General features: G+C 34.9%; 13 protein-coding genes. 12 read left to right on the forward strand and 1 reads right to left on the reverse strand.

What is annotated here, in order from left to right; all coding sequences use genetic code 11:
- Positions 1-6: 6 nt before the first annotated feature.
- Entirely contained in the window at positions 7-465 is a 459-nt protein-coding gene (locus tag G5V56_RS06925) for a GAF domain-containing protein (protein WP_166963211.1), read from the reverse strand.
- Between the two features lie 81 nt (positions 466-546).
- On the opposite strand from G5V56_RS06925, the gene xrtF reads away from it, so the two are divergent.
- The 12 genes from xrtF (at position 547) to G5V56_RS06985 (ending at position 18,132) form a co-directional block, all read left to right on the forward strand.
- Positions 547-1,098 carry an exosortase family protein XrtF gene (gene xrtF, locus G5V56_RS06930; RefSeq protein ID WP_166963213.1) on the forward strand — a complete coding sequence of 184 codons (552 nt, stop codon included), beginning with the start codon at positions 547-549 and terminating at the stop codon, positions 1,096-1,098.
- Positions 1,091-1,519, forward strand: a complete 429-nt coding sequence (locus tag G5V56_RS06935; protein WP_166963215.1) for an exosortase F system-associated membrane protein — start codon at positions 1,091-1,093, stop codon at positions 1,517-1,519. Before xrtF ends, G5V56_RS06935 begins: the two co-directional genes overlap by 8 nt.
- A 60-nt stretch (positions 1,520-1,579) precedes the next feature.
- Positions 1,580-1,996 (forward strand): HYC_CC_PP family protein, encoded by a 417-nt coding sequence (locus G5V56_RS06940; RefSeq protein ID WP_240911239.1) that lies wholly within the window; start codon positions 1,580-1,582, stop codon positions 1,994-1,996.
- A gap of 101 nt (positions 1,997-2,097) precedes the next feature.
- Complete coding sequence (locus tag G5V56_RS06945; protein ID WP_166963217.1) at positions 2,098-5,910, forward strand: efflux RND transporter permease subunit; 3,813 nt, start codon at positions 2,098-2,100, stop codon at positions 5,908-5,910.
- Positions 5,910-7,172 (forward strand): TolC family protein, encoded by a 1,263-nt coding sequence (locus G5V56_RS06950; RefSeq protein ID WP_166963219.1) that lies wholly within the window; start codon positions 5,910-5,912, stop codon positions 7,170-7,172. The genes G5V56_RS06945 and G5V56_RS06950 overlap by 1 nt, the downstream gene beginning before the upstream one ends.
- Complete coding sequence (locus tag G5V56_RS06955; protein ID WP_166963221.1) at positions 7,156-8,898, forward strand: efflux RND transporter periplasmic adaptor subunit; 1,743 nt, start codon at positions 7,156-7,158, stop codon at positions 8,896-8,898. The genes G5V56_RS06950 and G5V56_RS06955 overlap by 17 nt, the downstream gene beginning before the upstream one ends.
- A 49-nt stretch (positions 8,899-8,947) precedes the next feature.
- Entirely contained in the window at positions 8,948-9,334 is a 387-nt protein-coding gene (locus G5V56_RS06960; protein WP_166963223.1) for a DUF302 domain-containing protein, read from the forward strand.
- A 32-nt stretch (positions 9,335-9,366) separates the two neighbouring features.
- The gene (locus tag G5V56_RS06965; RefSeq protein ID WP_166963333.1) at positions 9,367-9,771 is read left to right on the forward strand and encodes a heavy-metal-associated domain-containing protein; all 405 of its coding nucleotides are present in this window, start codon (positions 9,367-9,369) and stop codon (positions 9,769-9,771) included.
- 239 nt (positions 9,772-10,010) lie between these two features.
- Positions 10,011-12,518, forward strand: a complete 2,508-nt coding sequence (locus G5V56_RS06970) for a heavy metal translocating P-type ATPase (protein ID WP_166963225.1) — start codon at positions 10,011-10,013, stop codon at positions 12,516-12,518.
- Positions 12,519-12,610: 92 nt separating this feature from the next.
- On the forward strand, positions 12,611-14,833 hold the full coding sequence (locus G5V56_RS06975; protein ID WP_166963227.1) for a S9 family peptidase: 2,223 nt from the start codon (positions 12,611-12,613) through the stop codon (positions 14,831-14,833).
- Between the two features lie 168 nt (positions 14,834-15,001).
- Positions 15,002-16,282 (forward strand): APC family permease, encoded by a 1,281-nt coding sequence (locus G5V56_RS06980; RefSeq protein ID WP_166963229.1) that lies wholly within the window; start codon positions 15,002-15,004, stop codon positions 16,280-16,282.
- A 110-nt stretch (positions 16,283-16,392) separates the two neighbouring features.
- Positions 16,393-18,132, forward strand: coding sequence for a thiamine pyrophosphate-dependent enzyme (locus G5V56_RS06985; protein ID WP_166963231.1), 1,740 nt, complete (start codon positions 16,393-16,395; stop codon positions 18,130-18,132).
- The last annotated feature ends 21 nt before the right edge of the window (positions 18,133-18,153 follow it).

The following is an 18,153-nucleotide window of genomic DNA, read 5'->3' on the forward strand; positions in this document are numbered from 1 at the left end:
AATTAGTTACAGCATTTCTTTTGCAATCTCAGCACATACAAACTCTAAAAAACGTTCATCATCTTCGGTAAACGGATCTGGCGTATTTGAATCGATATCAATTTGGCCAATATTATTTCTATTAACAAAGATAGGAACTACTATTTCAGCTTTAACGGTTATACTGCATGCAATATAATTATCTTGAGCACTAACATCTGGAATTACAAAGTTTTCATTACTTATCGCTACTTGACCGCAAATGCCTTTTCCAAAGGGAATAACGGTATGGTCGGTTGGGGCACCAACATAAGGCCCTAAAATAAGTTCTTCTTTATCACCATTTCTAAAATAAAAACCAACCCAGTTGTAATAATCTATACTAGTCTCCAATAATTTACAAACATCTAAAAGACGTTCATTTAAAGGGATTTTATTGTCAGATACAATGGATATAACTTGTGGTTTTAAAGTTTCAAAAATCATCTTTTAAAAGTTTTGGTAAAAGTATTCAAAAAGGCGTAAATTCGACAATCAATAGTTTCTTATTTTAAAGCTACTTATTTTTTGAAAGAACTTGTCATTAAATATAAATCGGTTATAAAGTTTATACTTACGTTTTTGTTAGTATACATATCTTTATCTGTGGTGTATAAATTCTACTTAGATGCTTCCAAGGATTCTCTATATTATCCTGATTATATAACCAATTTGGTTGCCGTACAGAGTGCAGATTTAATTGACACAATGGGATATCATGTGCAAGTAGTACCGCATCCAGACGAGCCCTCAATGAAACTTATAATTAATAATGTATATCTAGCAAGAATTGTTGAAGGTTGTAATTCCATTAGCGTTATCATCTTGTTTGTATCTTTTATTTTAGCGTTTTCTGGCAAGCCAAAACCAACGTTTTTATTTATTCTTTCTGGTAGTGTCATCATTTACGTTGTTAATCTTGTTCGTATTGCCGTGTTGTCTATTGGAATATATCATTACCCAGAGAAAAGTGAAATTTTACACACAGTAGTTTTTCCAGGAATCATTTATGGAATAGTGTTTTTGCTATGGATAGTTTGGGTGAATCGATTTTCAAGCATGATTAAAAAAAATGAATAATAAAACTAAATACATAGTGCTTTTTGCGTTGTTTGGGTTACTAGTTTTAATCCGTGTTTTTGAGAACGAATTGTTTTATGACCCGTATTTAACGTTTTTTCAAAACGATTATTTATACATTGATAATCCCAGGCGTGAAATTTTTAAGTTAACGGCGTTTACAACGTTGAGATACGTTTTAAACACAGTTATTTCTTTAGCTATTTTGTACGTTGTTTTTAAGGACAAAAGCATCATTAAGTTTTCTGCGCTTATTTATGGAGTCTCATTTATTATTCTCATTTTAATTTATTTATACTTCGTTGTAAACCCAAAACAGGAGCAGTATTATTTGTTTTTTAACATGCGCCGATTTTTAATACAACCTATTATTTTATTAGTGCTACTGCCGGCTTTTTATTACTATAAATTAAAGCAATAGATGTTAATGTCATGATAATTATCACGTTATGCTAACAGAATTTTTATACATTTGTTACTTATGAAAGAAGTGTTGCATAAAATAATGGCCTTTTTTATGGCGTTAGTCGTGGTATTTTCTACCATGTCTTTCACTATAAATATGCATTATTGTGGTGACACTTTAGTTGAAACAGCAATCTTTCATAAGGCAAAAGGTTGTGGTATGGAAATGCAACTACCTATAACAAAATCAGGCTGTTCCGTTGAGAAAAAAGGATGTTGCACCGATAAACATGTAACGGTTAAAGGTCAAGATGAGCTAAACACTTCTTATGACAATTTAACGCTTCATCAGCAACAATTTGTAGCTTCATTTGTATATTCATATATTTCTCTTTTTAAAACTGTTGAAGTTGAAACCAATTCTTTTTCAGAATATCCACCACCTCTTGTTGTCAAGAGCATCTACAAACTTGACGAGACTTATTTAATTTGATTTTTAAGCTTTAGACGTAACATCCTTAAAACTTTTAGGGATGATTTATTGTATTCGGTGTTTTCATAATGCCAATGTCTAATAGTTACTAATCAAATTGCATGTTAAACAAAATCATTAAGTATTTTTTAGAAAATAAATTGGTTACAGTTCTAGTACTGTGTGCCTTTGTCGGTTGGGGTATTGCAACGTCTCCTTTCAATTGGAATGTAGGGTTTTTGCCAAAAGATCCAGTACCTGTTGATGCGATTCCGGACTTAGGCGAAAATCAACAAATTGTCTTTACAAAATGGCCCGGGCGGTCTCCACAAGATATCGAGGATCAGATTACCTATCCGCTAACAACCTCGCTTTTAGGAATTCCAAATGTGAAGTCTGTCAGGAGTACCTCCATGTTTGGGTTTTCCAGTATCTATATCATTTTTGAAGAAAAGGTAGATTTTTATTGGTCCAGATCACGTGTGTTAGAAAAGTTGAACTCACTACCAAATAACTTATTACCTGACGATGTAAAACCAGCATTAGGTCCAGACGCTACGGCGCTGGGGCAAGTGTACTGGTACACGATTGAAGGACGAGATCCTGATGGAAACGTCACTGGTGGTTGGGATTTAGACGAATTGCGCTCGGTACAAGATTACTATGTAAAGTATGCTTTAAATAGTGTTTCAGGGGTTTCTGAAGTCGCGTCGGTAGGTGGTTATGTTAAAGAATATCAGGTTGATGTGAACCCGGATGCCTTAAAAGCCTATCATATTGGTATTGATCAAGTGATGATGGCGGTTAAAAATTCCAATCTGGATATTGGGGCTAAAACCATTGAAATTAATAAGGCAGAATATTTTATTCGAGGACTGGGCTATATTAAAAATATTCAAGATTTAGAAAATACCGTGGTTAGTGTTACCAATAATAAACCTATACTTATTAAGGATGTTGCTAATGTTAGTTTAGGGCCAGCAGCCAGAAGAGGTGTCTTGGATAAAGGAGGCGCAGAGGTTGTTGGTGGCGTTGTGGTGGCTCGTTATGGTTCAAACCCTCTAGAAGTCATCAATAATGTAAAAGCTAAAATCAAGGAATTCTCTTCGGGATTACCTAAAAAAGTATTGGCAGACGGAACAATAAGCCAACTGACCATCGTTCCTTTTTACGACCGTACTCAGCTTATTAAAGAAACTATTGGCACCTTAGAAACTGCTTTATCTCACGAGATTTTGATTAGTATTATTGTGGTGCTTGTCTTGATGATGAATTTAAGAGCTTCTATCATTATTTCAAGTTTATTGCCTGTTGGTGTGTTAATGACCTTTATTGTTATGCGCTACGCAGGTGTTGATGCCAATGTGGTTGCCTTGTCTGGTATCGCCATTGCTATTGGGGTCATGGTTGATATAGGTATCGTATTTGTTGAAAATATTATTAGACATTTAGAAATGCCAGAAAATAAAAATGCTAAAGGTAAAGAACTCATGCAGGTAATTTATGGAGCAACCAAAGAAGTAGCTTCTGCAATAACAACAGCATTAGCAACAACCGTTGTGAGTTTTATTCCTGTATTTGCTATGGTTGGTGCTGAAGGGAAGTTATTCAGACCATTGGCCTCTACCAAAACGTTTGCATTACTAGGTGCTTTTGTATTGGGTATTGTCGTATTGCCAGCCTTGGCTCATTTTGTTTTTGGTATTAATTACGATAAAAAAAGAGTCAGAAGAATTTGGGGAATCATTTTGATTATAGGAGGTTTTCTATTGGCTGTTTTTATGCACATGTGGCTTCCTTTAGCTTTATGTTTATTAGGCTTGAATGCGTTATTCGAACATAAGTTGCCTTTGAAGTTCAATAAATATTCTAATTATATTAATATAGGAATCACTTTGTTGGTGGCTACTTTTTTCTTGGCCGAAGAATGGTTGCCTTTAGGACCTCAAAACAGCTTGATTGTAAACTATATTTTTATAATCGTTTTAATGGGGCTCATATTGGGAACTTTATTGGCTATTGTTTATTTCTATGAACCAGTATTGAAATGGTGTTTGAATAATAAAGGTAAATTCATGCTAATCCCAATGGTTACCCTGTTTTTTGGAGTGTTTGTTTGGATTGGTTTTGATAGTACATTTGGATTTGTTGGTAAAGGATTTGAAAAAATTGGATGGAATATTAAAGAAACCAAAGCGTGGTCAGCAATTTCTGAAACCTTTGCAGGTATTGGATCGGAGTTTATGCCCACACTAAATGAAGGTAGCTTTTTGCTCATGCCAACGTCAATGCCTCATGTAGGATTGGAAGAAAGTAAAAATACAGTCCAAAAATTGGATATGCTGGTAGCTAATATTCCAGAGGTTGAAAGTTCAGTTGGAAAAATGGGACGTGTTGAAAGTGCTATTGATCCCGCTCCAATTTCCATGTATGAAAATATTATCAATTACAAATCGGAATATATGGTTTCAGAAGGTGGAAAACCTAAGCGTTTTAAAGTTGATAAAGACGATAATTTCATACTGAAAAATGGAAAATCATTATCTAATGATGATGCATTAATGCAAGGTGTCACCGAAAAAAATTTAGTGCCCGATGACAATGGTGAGTTTTTTAGAAACTGGCGTTCTCAAATAAGGAGTTCAGACGATATTTGGAAAGAAATAGTAAAGGTTACAAATCTTCCAGGAGTTACTTCTGCACCTAAATTACAACCTATTGAAACGCGTTTGGTGATGTTACAAACAGGGATGCGTGCTCCTATGGGTATTAAAGTGTATGGACCAGATTTAGAAACTATTCAGGATTTTGGTTTTAAATTAGAATCTATTTTAAAGAAAGTTCCTTCGGTAAAAAAAGAAGCTGTTTTTGCAGATAGAATTGTTGGAAAGCCCTATTTGCAACTCAATATTAATCGGTCTGCTATTGCGCGTTATGGTTTAAGTGTAGAAAAAACGCAGCAAATTATTGAAACCGCTGTGGGAGGAATGAATGTCACCACAACAGTAGAAGGCAGAGAGCGGTATCCGGTAAGAGTTAGATATCCACGAGAATTACGAGATGACCCGGAGAAAATTAAAAACATTCTGGTTCCTACCCCAACAGGCGTGCAAGTTCCTTTAGGAGATCTTATTGATGTGGAGTTTGTCCGAGGACCACAAATGATAAAAAGTGAAGAAACGTTTTTAGTAGGCTATGTGCTGTTTGATAAAAAGGAAAACTTTGCTGAAGTAGACGTGGTTAATGATGCTCAAAAACTAATTCAAGATCAAATTGATAATGGCAATTTAGTTGTTCCCAAAGGCGTTAGTTATAAGTTTTCAGGAAGTTATGAAAATCAAATTAGGGCTGTTAAAAAGTTATCAATTGTCATCCCAATAAGTTTAATTGTAATTTTCTTATTACTCTATTTCCAGTTTAAAACCATCATTGCATCATCAATTCATTTTTCAGGAGTTTTTGTTGCCTTCGCTGGCGGATTTATTATGCTTTGGCTATACAGTCAAGATTGGTTTTTAAATTTTGCGGTAGCCGGTGTTAATATGAGGCATTTATTTCAAATCCATCCTATCAATTTAAGTATTGCTGTTTGGGTTGGGTTTATTGCCTTGTTTGGTATTGCTACCGATGATGGCGTTATTATGGGAACCTACATCCATCAAGTTTTTGAAGAGCGTCATCCTAAAACTGTAGAGGGTGTTAGAGAAGCCGTTTTAGTAGCTGGTAAAAAACGGGTGCGACCTGCAATGATGACCGCAGCAGTTGCCATAATCGCTTTACTTCCTGTGCTAACATCTACAGGAAAAGGAGCAGGTATTATGATACCTATGGCTATACCAACATTTGGAGGAATGATTATTCAATTGATGACCATGTTTGTAGTGCCAGTTTTACAAGCCTTTTGGAGAGAATCTGTAATTAAACGAAATCAATAATGAAAACAATATATAAACATATAAAAGTAGTTTTATTGCTATTGTTGCTCTGTTCAATGCATGCAACGGGTCAAACCCTGCAAGAGTATTTGGTGATGGCAGCTCAAAATAACCCTAAGATCAAAGCTGCCTATTCTCAGTTTGAAGCGGCTATGCAAAAATCACCACAAGTAAGCTCTTTGCCAGACCCGACGCTGACTATGAGCGCCTTTGGACGTATGATAGAAACTAGGGTAGGAGCGCAAGAAGCCCGGTTTAGTTTAATGCAGATGTTTCCTTGGTTTGGAACCTTATCAGCCAAAAAAGATGCGGCTAATTTAATGGCAGAAGCAACGTTTCAAAATTATGTCGATACAAAAAACAAGGTGTTCTTAGATATTAAGAAAGCCTATGCCGAATTATACGAACTTAACAAAATGATTGAGTTAGAAGAAAAAAATCTACAGATATTAGATCGATATAGAGAGCTCGCATTGAGTGAGTTTAAAAATGGAAAAGGAGCCATGGTTGATGTGGTAAGAATTGATATTAAACGAAACGCAAGTATCACCAACATTCAATTGCTAAAAGATCAAAATCAGCCTTTGGAGGTTGCCTTTAACAGTTTATTGAATCGTGAGTTGAATGCCTTTGTAAATACGCCAGAAGCTTTAATAATTAATGAGAATATAGCGTCTCTTAAGTCTGATAGCTTATTTGTTTCCAATCCTAAACTATTGAGTTTAGATAAAAAAATAGCCTCATTTGAAGCTCAAAAAACCGTGGCGAAAAAAGAAGGATCTCCTATGATTGGTGTTGGTTTAGACTATTCAATTATTTCAAAACGCGATGTGCCTGGGCTAGAAATGAATGGGCAAGATGCTATAATGCCAATGCTTTCTGTAACGCTGCCTATTTTTAGAAAAAAATATAGTGCAAAACAAAAGGAAGCTGACTTTATGGTTGAGTTAGCAAATTATGAAAAACAAGCTGTTAAAAACAAATTGGAATCTAGTTACAGTATGGCTTCGTATAATTTTTTAAAAGCTGAAAAATTAAAAGAACTATATACAACACAAACAGAAAGCACGCAACAAGCTATTAAATTATTGGTGTCAGCTTACAGTAACTCGGGAACTAATTTTGAAGAAATTTTAAGAATGAATCAAGACTTGTTAATGCTGCAAACAGAAACGGTTACTGCAAATAAAAATCAATTTATTGCACAATCAACACTAGAGTATTTACTTTCTAAAGACAACGATGATGACAACAAAAACTAAAAATATTTTAAAAGTGATAGGAATCCTTTGTGTAGGAATCTTGTTAGGTAGTTTAATTTTTGGAGGAAGTGATACTCCAAAATCAGAACATGATCATAAGGCAGAGCAAGTAATAAAAACTATTTGGACCTGTTCAATGCATCCACAAATCCGCATGGACAAACCCGGGAAATGCCCGCTTTGTGGAATGGAATTAATTCCTTTGGAGTCCAATGACTCTGCAGCCAATACAAATGCTGTTCAAATGACAGCAAATGCTATGAAATTAGCCAATATTCAGACCATGATTGTTGGGAGTAAACAAGCTAATAAAGAATTGCGTTTAAATGGAAAGATTCAAATTGATGAACGTAATTTATATACGCAATCATCACATATACCTGGTAGAATAGAGACTTTAAAAATCAATTTTACAGGAGAAAAAGTATATCGCGGTCAAACATTGGCCATGGTATATTCGCCACAGTTGGTTACAGCTCAAGAAGAATTATTGCAAGCGTATAGTATGAAGACAACGCAACCAGAATTATTTGAAGCAGCTAAACAAAAACTTAATAATTGGAAGATTGGTGAGAATACAATCAATAAAATTATAAATAATGGTAAACCTATACAACAATTTCCAATTACAGCTGATGTTTCAGGTATTATCACGGCTAAAAAAGTAGAATTAGGAGACTATGTAGACCGTGGTATGCCAATATATGAAATAGCCGATTTATCTAAGTTGTGGGTGCTGTTTGACGTGTACGAAAGTGATATGCCTTGGGTAAATGTTGGTGATGAGGTGATTTATACAGTAAAATCGTTACCAGGAAAAACCTTTAAAGGTGTAATCTCATTTATAGATCCTTTAATTAATGCACAAACACGAGTAGCATCTGCTAGAGTTGAGGTTAAAAATAGTGATGATAAATTGAAACCAGAAATGTTTGTAACTGGGATTATTAAAAACAATATAAGTAAGACAGCTTCTAAAGATATAATCGTACCAAAATCGGCTGTTATGTGGACTGGGGAGCGTTCCATCGTTTATATAAAAAGCAATGGCAAAAATAACGTCAACTTTACATTAAGAAATGTCACGTTAGGACCATCACTTGGAGATGCTTATGTCATAAATAAAGGTCTTAAAGATGGTGATGAAATTGTTGTAAAAGGGACTTTTACTGTTGATGCTGCTTCTCAGTTAGCTGGCAAACCAAGTATGATGAATCCTGATAGTTCTAATGAGCTTACTAGCAATATGACAATGATAGATAAATCTAAAATTGATATGAAATTTAAACAACAGTTAGGTGATATTGTAGCTGCTTATATCAAATTAAAAAATGCCTTAGTGGACGATAATAGTAGTTTGGCTCAGCAAGAAGCAAAAAAACTTACTTACAATTTAGAAAATACAGATATGTCTTTGCTTCACGGTGATGCCCATACCATTTGGATGAAATTTCTTAAAACTTTACAAGAAGCAGCAAATAAAACTCAAAATTCAAAAGATATTGGTGTACAAAGAGACGCTTTCTTGGTTTTAGGAAAAAAGTTATCAGAAGCCATCACAACATTAGGTGTTGAAACTGAAAAGAAACAGCCCCTTTATTTAGAGTTTTGTCCGATGGCACACAATAACGAAGGTGGCTATTGGTTAAGTTATGATAAAGAGATAAAAAACCCCTACTTTGGAAAGGCTATGCTTACATGTGGAGAGGTAAAAGCAACATATTAATAAAGATATTAAAAGAAGTAAAAGATTAATTAATTTAAATAAATAAACAATGAAATACTATTTTAATAAAACAGTAAACGGAACCTTTGAAGAGGTTATTGATGCAGTAACAAACAGACTAAAAGATGAAGGTTTTGGAATCCTTACAGAAATAGATGTAACCCAAACCTTAAAGAAAAAGTTAGATGTCAATTTTAAAAAGTACCGTATCCTTGGTGCTTGTAATCCACCCTTCGCACATAAAGCATTGCTGGCAGAAGACAAAATAGGTACCATGTTACCTTGTAATGTTATTGTACAAGAAGTTGAAGAAGGTGTTATAGAAGTAGCAGCAGTTAATCCAATGGCATCAATGCAGGCGGTAGAAAATAAAAAGCTTGGTGATATTGCTATTGAAATAACGGCAATGCTTGAAAATGTAATAAATAAATTATAAATTTTAAATTAAAACCAATGAAACATTTAAAAATGAAAACAGGAATTTTAGCCATAGCATTAGTAACCTTAACCGCAGTGGCTTGTAAAACCGAGACAAAAAAAGACAATGACTCTGCTGCGAAAACAGAAGTGGCGAAAGATGTAGCTATGGCAAATATAAGCTTTGGAGTAAGAGGGAATTGCGAAATGTGTAAAAGTACCATTGAAAAAGCCGCTAACGGAGTAGAAGGTGTTTCTAAAGCCGTTTGGGATGTAGATGCCAAAAAAATTGATGTTTCTTTTGATGATACAAAAACCAATGAAATGGCTATCCATCAAGCTATTGCAGACTCAGGATATGATACCGAAAAAGTATCGGCAAATAGTGAGTCGTATAAAGAGTTACCAGGTTGTTGTCAGTATGATCATGAGATGTCTATGAATCAATTGAACTAGGTCATCTAATAAATAATACGTGACAAATTTTTATAAATAATGGTTAGAAGTACATGAAAGAAAATAACATAATGTGCTTAATTTTGTAATAGTTTAGAATCTAAATTAAAACACTAAAGGCACAAACATAAAAACCACTAAATCATAATGGCGTGTTTTTAGATTATTCCATCTGGAATTATCCTTTGGATGGTCTTATGGCATGAAAAAAATAGAATAGAAGAAACTTTTAAAAGACAATGAAACATACCTATAAAATTTCAGGAATGAGCTGTAATGGCTGTCGAGGACATGTTGAAAAAACAATTAATGGCGTAGAAGGCGTCGTTGAAGCCCAAGTAGATTTGCAAAAGGCTGAAGCAACCATTGAGATGAGTTCACATATATCTTTAGATGTTTTTAAAGAAGCTTTGGAGTCCGATAGTAATGGGCGTTATAGTATTTCTATGCCAGGAGAGCATCAACATGAACATAAACATACTAAACCTGAAAAACCCAAAGGGAAAGGAACAGGTACGTTTTATTGCCCTATGCATTGTGAAGGAGAAAAAACCTATGACAAAGCCAGCGATTGTCCGGTTTGCGGAATGGATTTAGTAGAAGAAATGAGTTTAAAACAACAATCGGGCACACAATACACCTGTCCTATGCATCCAGAAGTTGTTAAAGACGAAGCGGGTTCTTGTCCAATCTGTGGAATGGATTTGGTACCGTTGAAAGCAGATGTTTCAGCAGAAGAGAAAAACTATAAAAAATTGCTGAAGAAATTTTGGTGGAGTGTGGTATTTACATTGCCTATTTTCTTGATTGCGATGTCAGAAATGATTCCAGAGAATCCATTAAATACTATCATGTCATTAAAATATTGGAATTGGGTTCAGTTTACCTTGTCAATACCCGTCGTATTTTATACCACATGGATGTTTTTTCAACGTGCCTATAAATCCATTATAACGTGGAATTTAAATATGTTCACCCTCATTGGTATTGGTGCTGGAGTAGCTTGGACCTTTAGTGTTTTTGGGTTATTGTTTCCAGACTTTTTCCCACCACAGTTTAAAACAGAGTTAGGCACCGTTCACGTCTATTTTGAAGCGGCTACGGTTATTTTAACCTTGGTGTTAATGGGGCAAGTTCTAGAAGCACGAGCTCACACAAAAACAAATAGTGCAGTTAAGGAATTATTGAAACTGGCGCCCAATCAAGCGATTCGGGTTGTTGATGGAAAGGAAGAAACTATCTCCATAGATGCGATTAAAATAGGTGATTTGTTACGGGTAAAACCTGGTGACAAAATTCCTGTTGATGGAAGCATTCAAGAAGGAGAAAGTTCTATTGACGAATCTATGATTACCGGTGAACCGATGCCTGTTCACAAATCTGTAAATGATAATGTGAGTTCAGGAACCATTAATGGGAAACAGTCATTTGTTATGAAAGCCGAACGGGTAGGATCTGATACCTTACTATCCCAAATTATTGAAATGGTTAATAAGGCAAGCCGAAGTCAAGCTCCTATTCAAAAATTGGCCGATAAAATCTCTGGTTATTTTGTGCCCATTGTTGTTGCTATTTCAGTAATAACCTTCATCCTTTGGGTAATTTTTGGACCAGAACCCAAATATGTATATGCATTGGTAAACGCTATTGCTGTGCTTATTATAGCTTGTCCATGTGCATTAGGGTTGGCAACACCTATGTCGGTTATGGTAGGTGTTGGTAAAGGTGCGCAGTCTGGAGTACTCATTAAAAATGCAGAAGCCTTAGAAACATTAAGTGCAATAGATGTTCTTATAATTGATAAAACAGGAACTATTACAGAAGGAAAACCTTCGGTAGATATGGTGGTTTCGGGGTCGAGTGATTTTGATAAGGATAAAGTGTTGCAATATAGTATGTCTGTGAATGGCCATAGTGAGCATCCGTTGGCAGAAGCAACTTTCGCTTATGGAAAAGAAAAAAAGCTGAAAGCTCTGAAAGTAGCTGATTTTAATTCGGTAACAGGAAAAGGAGTTACTGGGATTGTAGATTCCAAAGAAGTAGCCTTAGGCAATAAAAAATTGATGGACGAAGTTAAGGCTTCTATGTCTGAAGAACTTGAAAAAAACGCTACCAAACAACAATCGTTAGGTAAAACAGTATCTTTTTTATCTGTTGATAAACAAGTAGTCGGCTATGTGGTGATTTCAGATAAGATCAAAGAAACAAGTAAAAAAGCGATTGCAACTTTGCAAAAAAGAGGTATTGATGTTGTGATGCTAACTGGAGATAACAAGAATACAGCGAAGGCAGTAGCTGAAGAGATGAATCTAGCCGATTTTAAAGCAGATATGTTGCCTCAAGATAAATTAAGTGAAGTGGAACGTCTTCAAAATGAAGGCAAAACAGTGGCTATGGCAGGTGATGGTATTAATGATGCACCAGCGCTTGCAAAAAGTAATGTAGGTATTGCTATGGGCACAGGAACCGATGTTGCCATTGAAAGTGCTAAAATAACCTTGGTTAAAGGAGATTTACATGGTATTGTAAAAGCTCATAATTTAAGTAGTAAGGTGATGAAGAATATTAAGCAAAATTTATTCTTTGCTCTTATATACAACAGTATTGGTGTCCCTATTGCGGCGGGTATTTTGTTTCCTTTTTTCGGACTTCTTTTATCACCTATGCTTGCAGCTTTAGCTATGAGTTTTAGTTCGGTTTCTGTAATTGCAAATGCCTTAAGATTGCGTAATGCCAATATTGAATAGGATATTTTTCTGTTAAAGACTACTTAAAAGCAGTTGTTAAGTTTGAATAATATAGTAATTTCGAGTAATTTTTCATTTTAAAATTCATTTATATGCGCGTACCTAAAATAACTTACATAGTAAAGTGGAAGCTAAACACTTTTTTAACTGCTCTCTTTTTTGTATTAATATCGCTTCAAGTTTTTTCGCAAGGCGGATTCAAATGGTCTAACGATGGCAATTCGTATTATCGTATAGTAAACAATAATATTGTTCTTTACTCACTACCATCCAATGATTCTAAAGTCTTAGTATCAAAGGAACAATTAACACCAGTAGGTATTGAAAAACCGCTTGAAGTTAGTTATTTTAATATTTCTGATGATGAGCAAAAGGTGTTGTTATTTACGAATACTAAACGCGTATGGCGAATTAATACCAAAGGCGATTATTGGGTTTTAAATAAAGCAACAGGGTCTTTGCAACAACTTGGTAAAACATTACCAGAATCGTCTTTAATGTTTGCTAAATTTTCTCCTGACGGAAAGTCTGTTGCCTATGTAAGTGGAAATAATATTTACGTTGAAGATTTAAGTACTTCAAAAATTAAAGCATTGACAACTGATGGAACAACTACTTTAATAAACGGTACGTTTGATTGGGCTTATGAAGAAGAATTCGCCTGTCGTGACGGGTTTCGCTGGAGTCCAGATAGTCAATCTATAGCCTATTGGCAAATTGATGCTAGTGATATTAAGAAGTTTTACATGATTAATAATACAGACTCTATTTACTCAAGACCTATTCCTATTGAATATCCTAAAGTAGGCGAAACACCATCATTGTGTAAAGTTGGTGTTGTTTCTGTTGATGATGCCAAAACCACTTGGATAGATATTCCTGGAGATCCGCGTCAGCACTATATTGTTCGTATGGAATTTGTTCCTTCAACCGAAAAGTTATTAATCCAACAGTTAAACAGAAAGCAAAATGATAGTAAACTTTTTATGTCTGACGCTAACACGGGTAAGTCAAACCTTGTTTACGAAGAGTCTGATGATGCTTGGGTAGATATTTATCAGGCAGGAAATAAATATACGATCGATTTTACAAACAACTTTATATGGTTGAATGAGGGCAAAAGTATTTTATGGGCTACTGAAAAAGACGGATGGAGGCACTTGTACAAAGTTTCTTTACAAGGAAAAAAGGAACAGCTGGTTACAAAAGGAGATTATGATTTTATTGATTTAGAGTATGTTGATGCTAAAGATGGTTATGTCTATTTTATGGCCTCTCCAGATAACGCAACTCAAAGTTATCTTTACAAAACCAAGCTAAATGGCAAAGGGTCTTTAGAATTAATGAGTCCGAAATCTTTAAAAGGAACTCATAATTATAATGTGTCGCCAACAGGAATGTATGCCATTCATTCGTTTTCAAATCATTATACAAGACCTGCTTCTGAGTTAATTTCATTTAAAGATCAGAAGCCTCTTGATGAAGAAAGAAGTATTGAGGCTAACCTATCTCAATTAGAAGAAACTCCTAAAGTTGAATTTATAAAGATAACCACTGCTGATGGTGTTGATATGGATGGCTGGATGGTAAAACCAACAAATTTTGATCCAACAAAAAAATATCCGGTCGTATTTTATGTATATACCGAACCAGCAAGCACGACGGTTACAGATACTTATGGTATTGGTAATAATAGAAATTATATTGGTAACATGGCAGATGATGGGTATATATACATTTCTTTAGACAATCGTGGAACTCCGGCACCAAAAGGACGTGAGTGGCGTAAAAGTATTTATAGAAAGATAGGGCAGATTAATATTCACGATCAGGCCATGGCGGCTAAAGAGGTTTTGAAATGGGATTTCGTTGATCCTGATAGAGTAGCTGTTTGGGGCTGGAGTGGAGGTGGCTCTGCTACGTTAAACTTAATGTTTCAACATCCAGAAATTTATAAAACAGGTATTGCCATAGCAGCTGTAGCTAATCAATTAACCTACGACAATATTTATCAAGAACGATATATGGGATTGCCACAAGAAAACAAAGAAGACTTTGTAAAGGGCTCTCCAATGACCTATGCAAAAGGTTTAGAAGGTAACTTATTGTATATACACGGAACTGGTGATGATAATGTGCATTATCAAAATGCCGAAATGCTAATTAATGAATTGGTAAAGTATAATAAACAGTTTCAGTTTATGGCGTATCCAAACCGTTCGCATGGCATTTATGAAGGGGAAGGCACTACAAAACATTTAAGAACCTTATTTACCAATTACTTGAAAGCACATTGCCCACCTGGGGGTAAATAATAAAAATTAATAAAACTCGAAGCTACATACTTCCCGTTTTTATTGCTTTTGATGAGTTTACTTTACAGTGAACGACTTCAGGTTAACTATCAATATGGATAGCTAATATTGAACTTGTTTTTGTTGAAGCAATCCATATTGTAACAGTACAATAATAAAAATTGCTTAATGGATAATAAAATAGGATTAAAGGAAGCTATTTCTATAGGAATAGGAGGTATGGTTGGTGGTGGTATTTTTGCAGTACTCGGGCTAGCGGTATCTCTTGCAAAAGGAGGAACACCTATAGCCTTTTTATTCGCGGGTATTTTGGCTTTAATAACATCCTATAGTTATGTTAAACTCTCGAAAAAGTATTCAGATAGAGGAGGAACAGTAAAGTTTATTAATCAAGGATTTGGTAAATCTGTTTTTAGTGGTGCAATCAGTAATCTTTTATGGGTTAGCTATATTATTATGCTGTCATTATATGCTTCGGCATTTGGTTCTTATGCACCTAATTTATTGGAATTAACTGATCAAAAAGCCTTTGATTTTCATATCTATGCGAGCGCTATTATTATTTTTGCAACCGTTATAAACTATTATAGTATAGCCATTGTAGGTAAAATAGAATCCTATGCGGTCATCATTAAATTGGTTATTCTTATTGCTTTTATTTTTATTGGAGCTTATGGTTTAATCGGGAATCCTAATCTAACGCAATTGGCAATTTCACAATGGGAAAATCCTATAAAATTATTTGCTGGTGGTATGGTCATTTTTGTGTCTTATGAAGGTTTCGAATTAATTGCGAATGCAGCACCAGATATTATTCATCCAGAAAAGAATATTCCACGAGCCTATTATTATTCAATTATTTTTGTTATTATACTGTATATAATAATCGCTTTTGTAACAGTAGGATCACTTCCGTTTCAAAAAATTGCCACGGCCCAAGATTATGTTTTAGCCGAAGCCGCCAAACCAATGTTAGGTAAAATAGGCTTTTCCATTATTACTGTTGCTGCTCTCATATCAACATTTTCTGCTATTAATGCTTCCTTATTGGGAGGAAGTCGGGTTAATTTTGAAATTGCGGAAGATGATGAGTTGCCACATCATTTTCTTGCTAAACTCTGGAATCATCCTGTGGGATTAATGGTAACCGCAGTTTCCACATTAATCTTAGTAAATGTTCTAGATTTAGAAAGTATATCAACTGCGGGAAGTATTGGGTTTTTAATCATCTTTGGTATTGTAAACTTCATAGGCTACAGGTTATCAAAAAATACAGGCGGTAAAAAAGTAATCCCTTTAGCCGGATTTGTATTGTGTCTAATTGCCGTAACGATTTTAATTATTCAACAATACCAATCAAATAAAATTGGTGTCCTTGTATCTATGGCAATAATTGGTTTTTGTTTTTTAATAGAATGGATTTACAAAAAAACTGAATCTAAAAAATAAGCTTTTCTTATGAAAATTGACTTTATGAAATATTTTAATTAAGTTAAAAGGAATACTAATGCAAATAAGTGTTTGTCGCTTGTTTCATATTTAAATCTAAAAAAATAGTTATGTCAAGAAATGTATCTGATTATGTAGTAGAAATGCTGGTGGAAGCTGGAGTAAAACGTATTTATGCCGTTACTGGTGATAGTTTAAATCCTGTTAATGATGCCGTACGGAGGGATGGACGAATTCAATGGATTCATGTTAGACACGAAGAGGCTGGAGCTTATGCGGCTTCCATGGAAGCTGAGTTAAATGGTATTGGTTGTTGTATGGGTAGTAGTGGTCCCGGGCATGTGCATCTTGTTAATGGATTATATGACGCCAATAGGTCGGGTAATCCGGTCATCGCTATAGCGTCTACTATCTTTACCGAAAAATTAGGACTTGATAATTTTCAGGAAACACGACCCGAGTATTTATTTCAAGATTGTTCTAAATACGTGTTTATGGCAAATACACCCAAACAAGCCATGAATGGTCTTCAAACGGCTATTCAACACGCTATTAGTCAAAAAGGAGTGGCAGTTTTGGGCTTGCCTGGTGATGTGGCGAGCGCAGATATTGAAGAGGTCTATTCTGCAGGTAAGAATTTTTATAGTGAACCAAGAGTCATACCAAGTGAAGCACATTTAAAAGAGCTAGCCAATCTTATCAGTTCTCATGAAAAAGTAATGTTGTATTGTGGTCATGGATGTCGCTACGCCATCGATGAGGTAATGCAATTGGCTGAAAAATTACAATCACCATTAGGATATAGTTTTAGAGGTAAAATATTTTTTGAACGCGATGACAATCCGTTTGCTGTTGGGTTGAATGGGCTATTAGGTAATAAATCGGGCTTTGAAGCCATGCATAAGGCAGATGTTTTAGTTATGCTGGGAACAGACTTTCCGTATAGTGAATTCTTGCCCGAAAAATGTAAAATTGTTCAAATTGATACCAAGCCAGAACGATTAGGACGTAGAGCCAAAGTTGATTATGGTTATTGTGGCGATATTAAATCGACTATTACCGAATTGTTGCCAATGCTAGATAAAAAGTCTAATACAGATTTTCTTGATACCATGAGAAGTATGCATCAAGAACTTGTGGAAAAATATGATAGTTATGTTAAGGAAAAAGGAAGCGACGAAAATATTCACCCAGAATATGTGGCTTATTTAATTGATAAAATTGCTAGTGATGATGCTATTTTTACCGTAGACACAGGTATGAGTGCCGTATGGGCTGCTCGTTATTTAAAAGCAGGAAAAAACCGGTATCTCACCGGGTCTTTTAATCACGGTTCTATGGCTAATGCTATGCCAATGGCTATGGGAGCTGGACTTTCGCACCCCGATAGACAAGTAATAGCCTTTTGTGGAGATGGTGGAATTTCAATGCTTTTAGGAGATTTAATGACTATTAGCCAATATAAAATACCTGTTAAAATCATTATTTTTAATAATAGAACCTTGGGTATGGTCAAGTTAGAAATGAGGGTTCAAGGCTATATGGATTGGCAAACAGATATGGTAAATCCAGATTTTGTAAAACTGGCAGAATCTATGAATATTGCTGCTTGGGAAGCTAAAGAGCCCAAAGATGTCGAACAAGCATTACGCGATGGTTTTAATCATGAAGGGCCTGCCGTTATTAGTATTTTTACAGATCCAGAAGCTTTAGCAATGCCGCCTACAATTAAGCTCGAACAAGTGATTGGATTTACAAATTCAATGGGTAAGTTAATGATGAATGGAAAAACTGCTGAAATCATTGAAACCGCCAAATCCGATTTAAAATATCTAAAAGAGCTTTTTTAAAGCAGTATTTAAAAACATAAA

The sequence above is a fragment of the Yeosuana marina genome (assembly GCF_011762485.1).
In the GTDB taxonomy this organism is placed as follows: Bacteria; Bacteroidota; Bacteroidia; order Flavobacteriales; family Flavobacteriaceae; genus Yeosuana; species Yeosuana marina.

Excerpts from the sequence above, each read along its gene's own strand:
- G5V56_RS06925 (WP_166963211.1), bottom strand. The coding sequence starts at position 465 with ATGATTTTTGAAACTTTAAAACCACAAGTTATATCCATTGTATCTGAC.
- G5V56_RS06940 (WP_240911239.1), top strand. The coding sequence starts at position 1,580 with ATGAAAGAAGTGTTGCATAAAATAATGGCCTTTTTTATGGCGTTAGTC.
- G5V56_RS06970 (WP_166963225.1), top strand. The coding sequence starts at position 10,011 with ATGAAACATACCTATAAAATTTCAGGAATGAGCTGTAATGGCTGTCGA.
- G5V56_RS06960 (WP_166963223.1), top strand. The coding sequence starts at position 8,948 with ATGAAATACTATTTTAATAAAACAGTAAACGGAACCTTTGAAGAGGTT.
- G5V56_RS06950 (WP_166963219.1), top strand. The coding sequence starts at position 5,910 with ATGAAAACAATATATAAACATATAAAAGTAGTTTTATTGCTATTGTTG.
- G5V56_RS06975 (WP_166963227.1), top strand. The coding sequence starts at position 12,611 with ATGCGCGTACCTAAAATAACTTACATAGTAAAGTGGAAGCTAAACACT.
- G5V56_RS06955 (WP_166963221.1), top strand. The coding sequence starts at position 7,156 with ATGACAACAAAAACTAAAAATATTTTAAAAGTGATAGGAATCCTTTGT.
- G5V56_RS06965 (WP_166963333.1), top strand. The coding sequence starts at position 9,367 with ATGAAAACAGGAATTTTAGCCATAGCATTAGTAACCTTAACCGCAGTG.
- G5V56_RS06945 (WP_166963217.1), top strand. The coding sequence starts at position 2,098 with ATGTTAAACAAAATCATTAAGTATTTTTTAGAAAATAAATTGGTTACA.
- G5V56_RS06935 (WP_166963215.1), top strand. The coding sequence starts at position 1,091 with ATGAATAATAAAACTAAATACATAGTGCTTTTTGCGTTGTTTGGGTTA.
- G5V56_RS06980 (WP_166963229.1), top strand. The coding sequence starts at position 15,002 with ATGGATAATAAAATAGGATTAAAGGAAGCTATTTCTATAGGAATAGGA.
- G5V56_RS06985 (WP_166963231.1), top strand. The coding sequence starts at position 16,393 with ATGTCAAGAAATGTATCTGATTATGTAGTAGAAATGCTGGTGGAAGCT.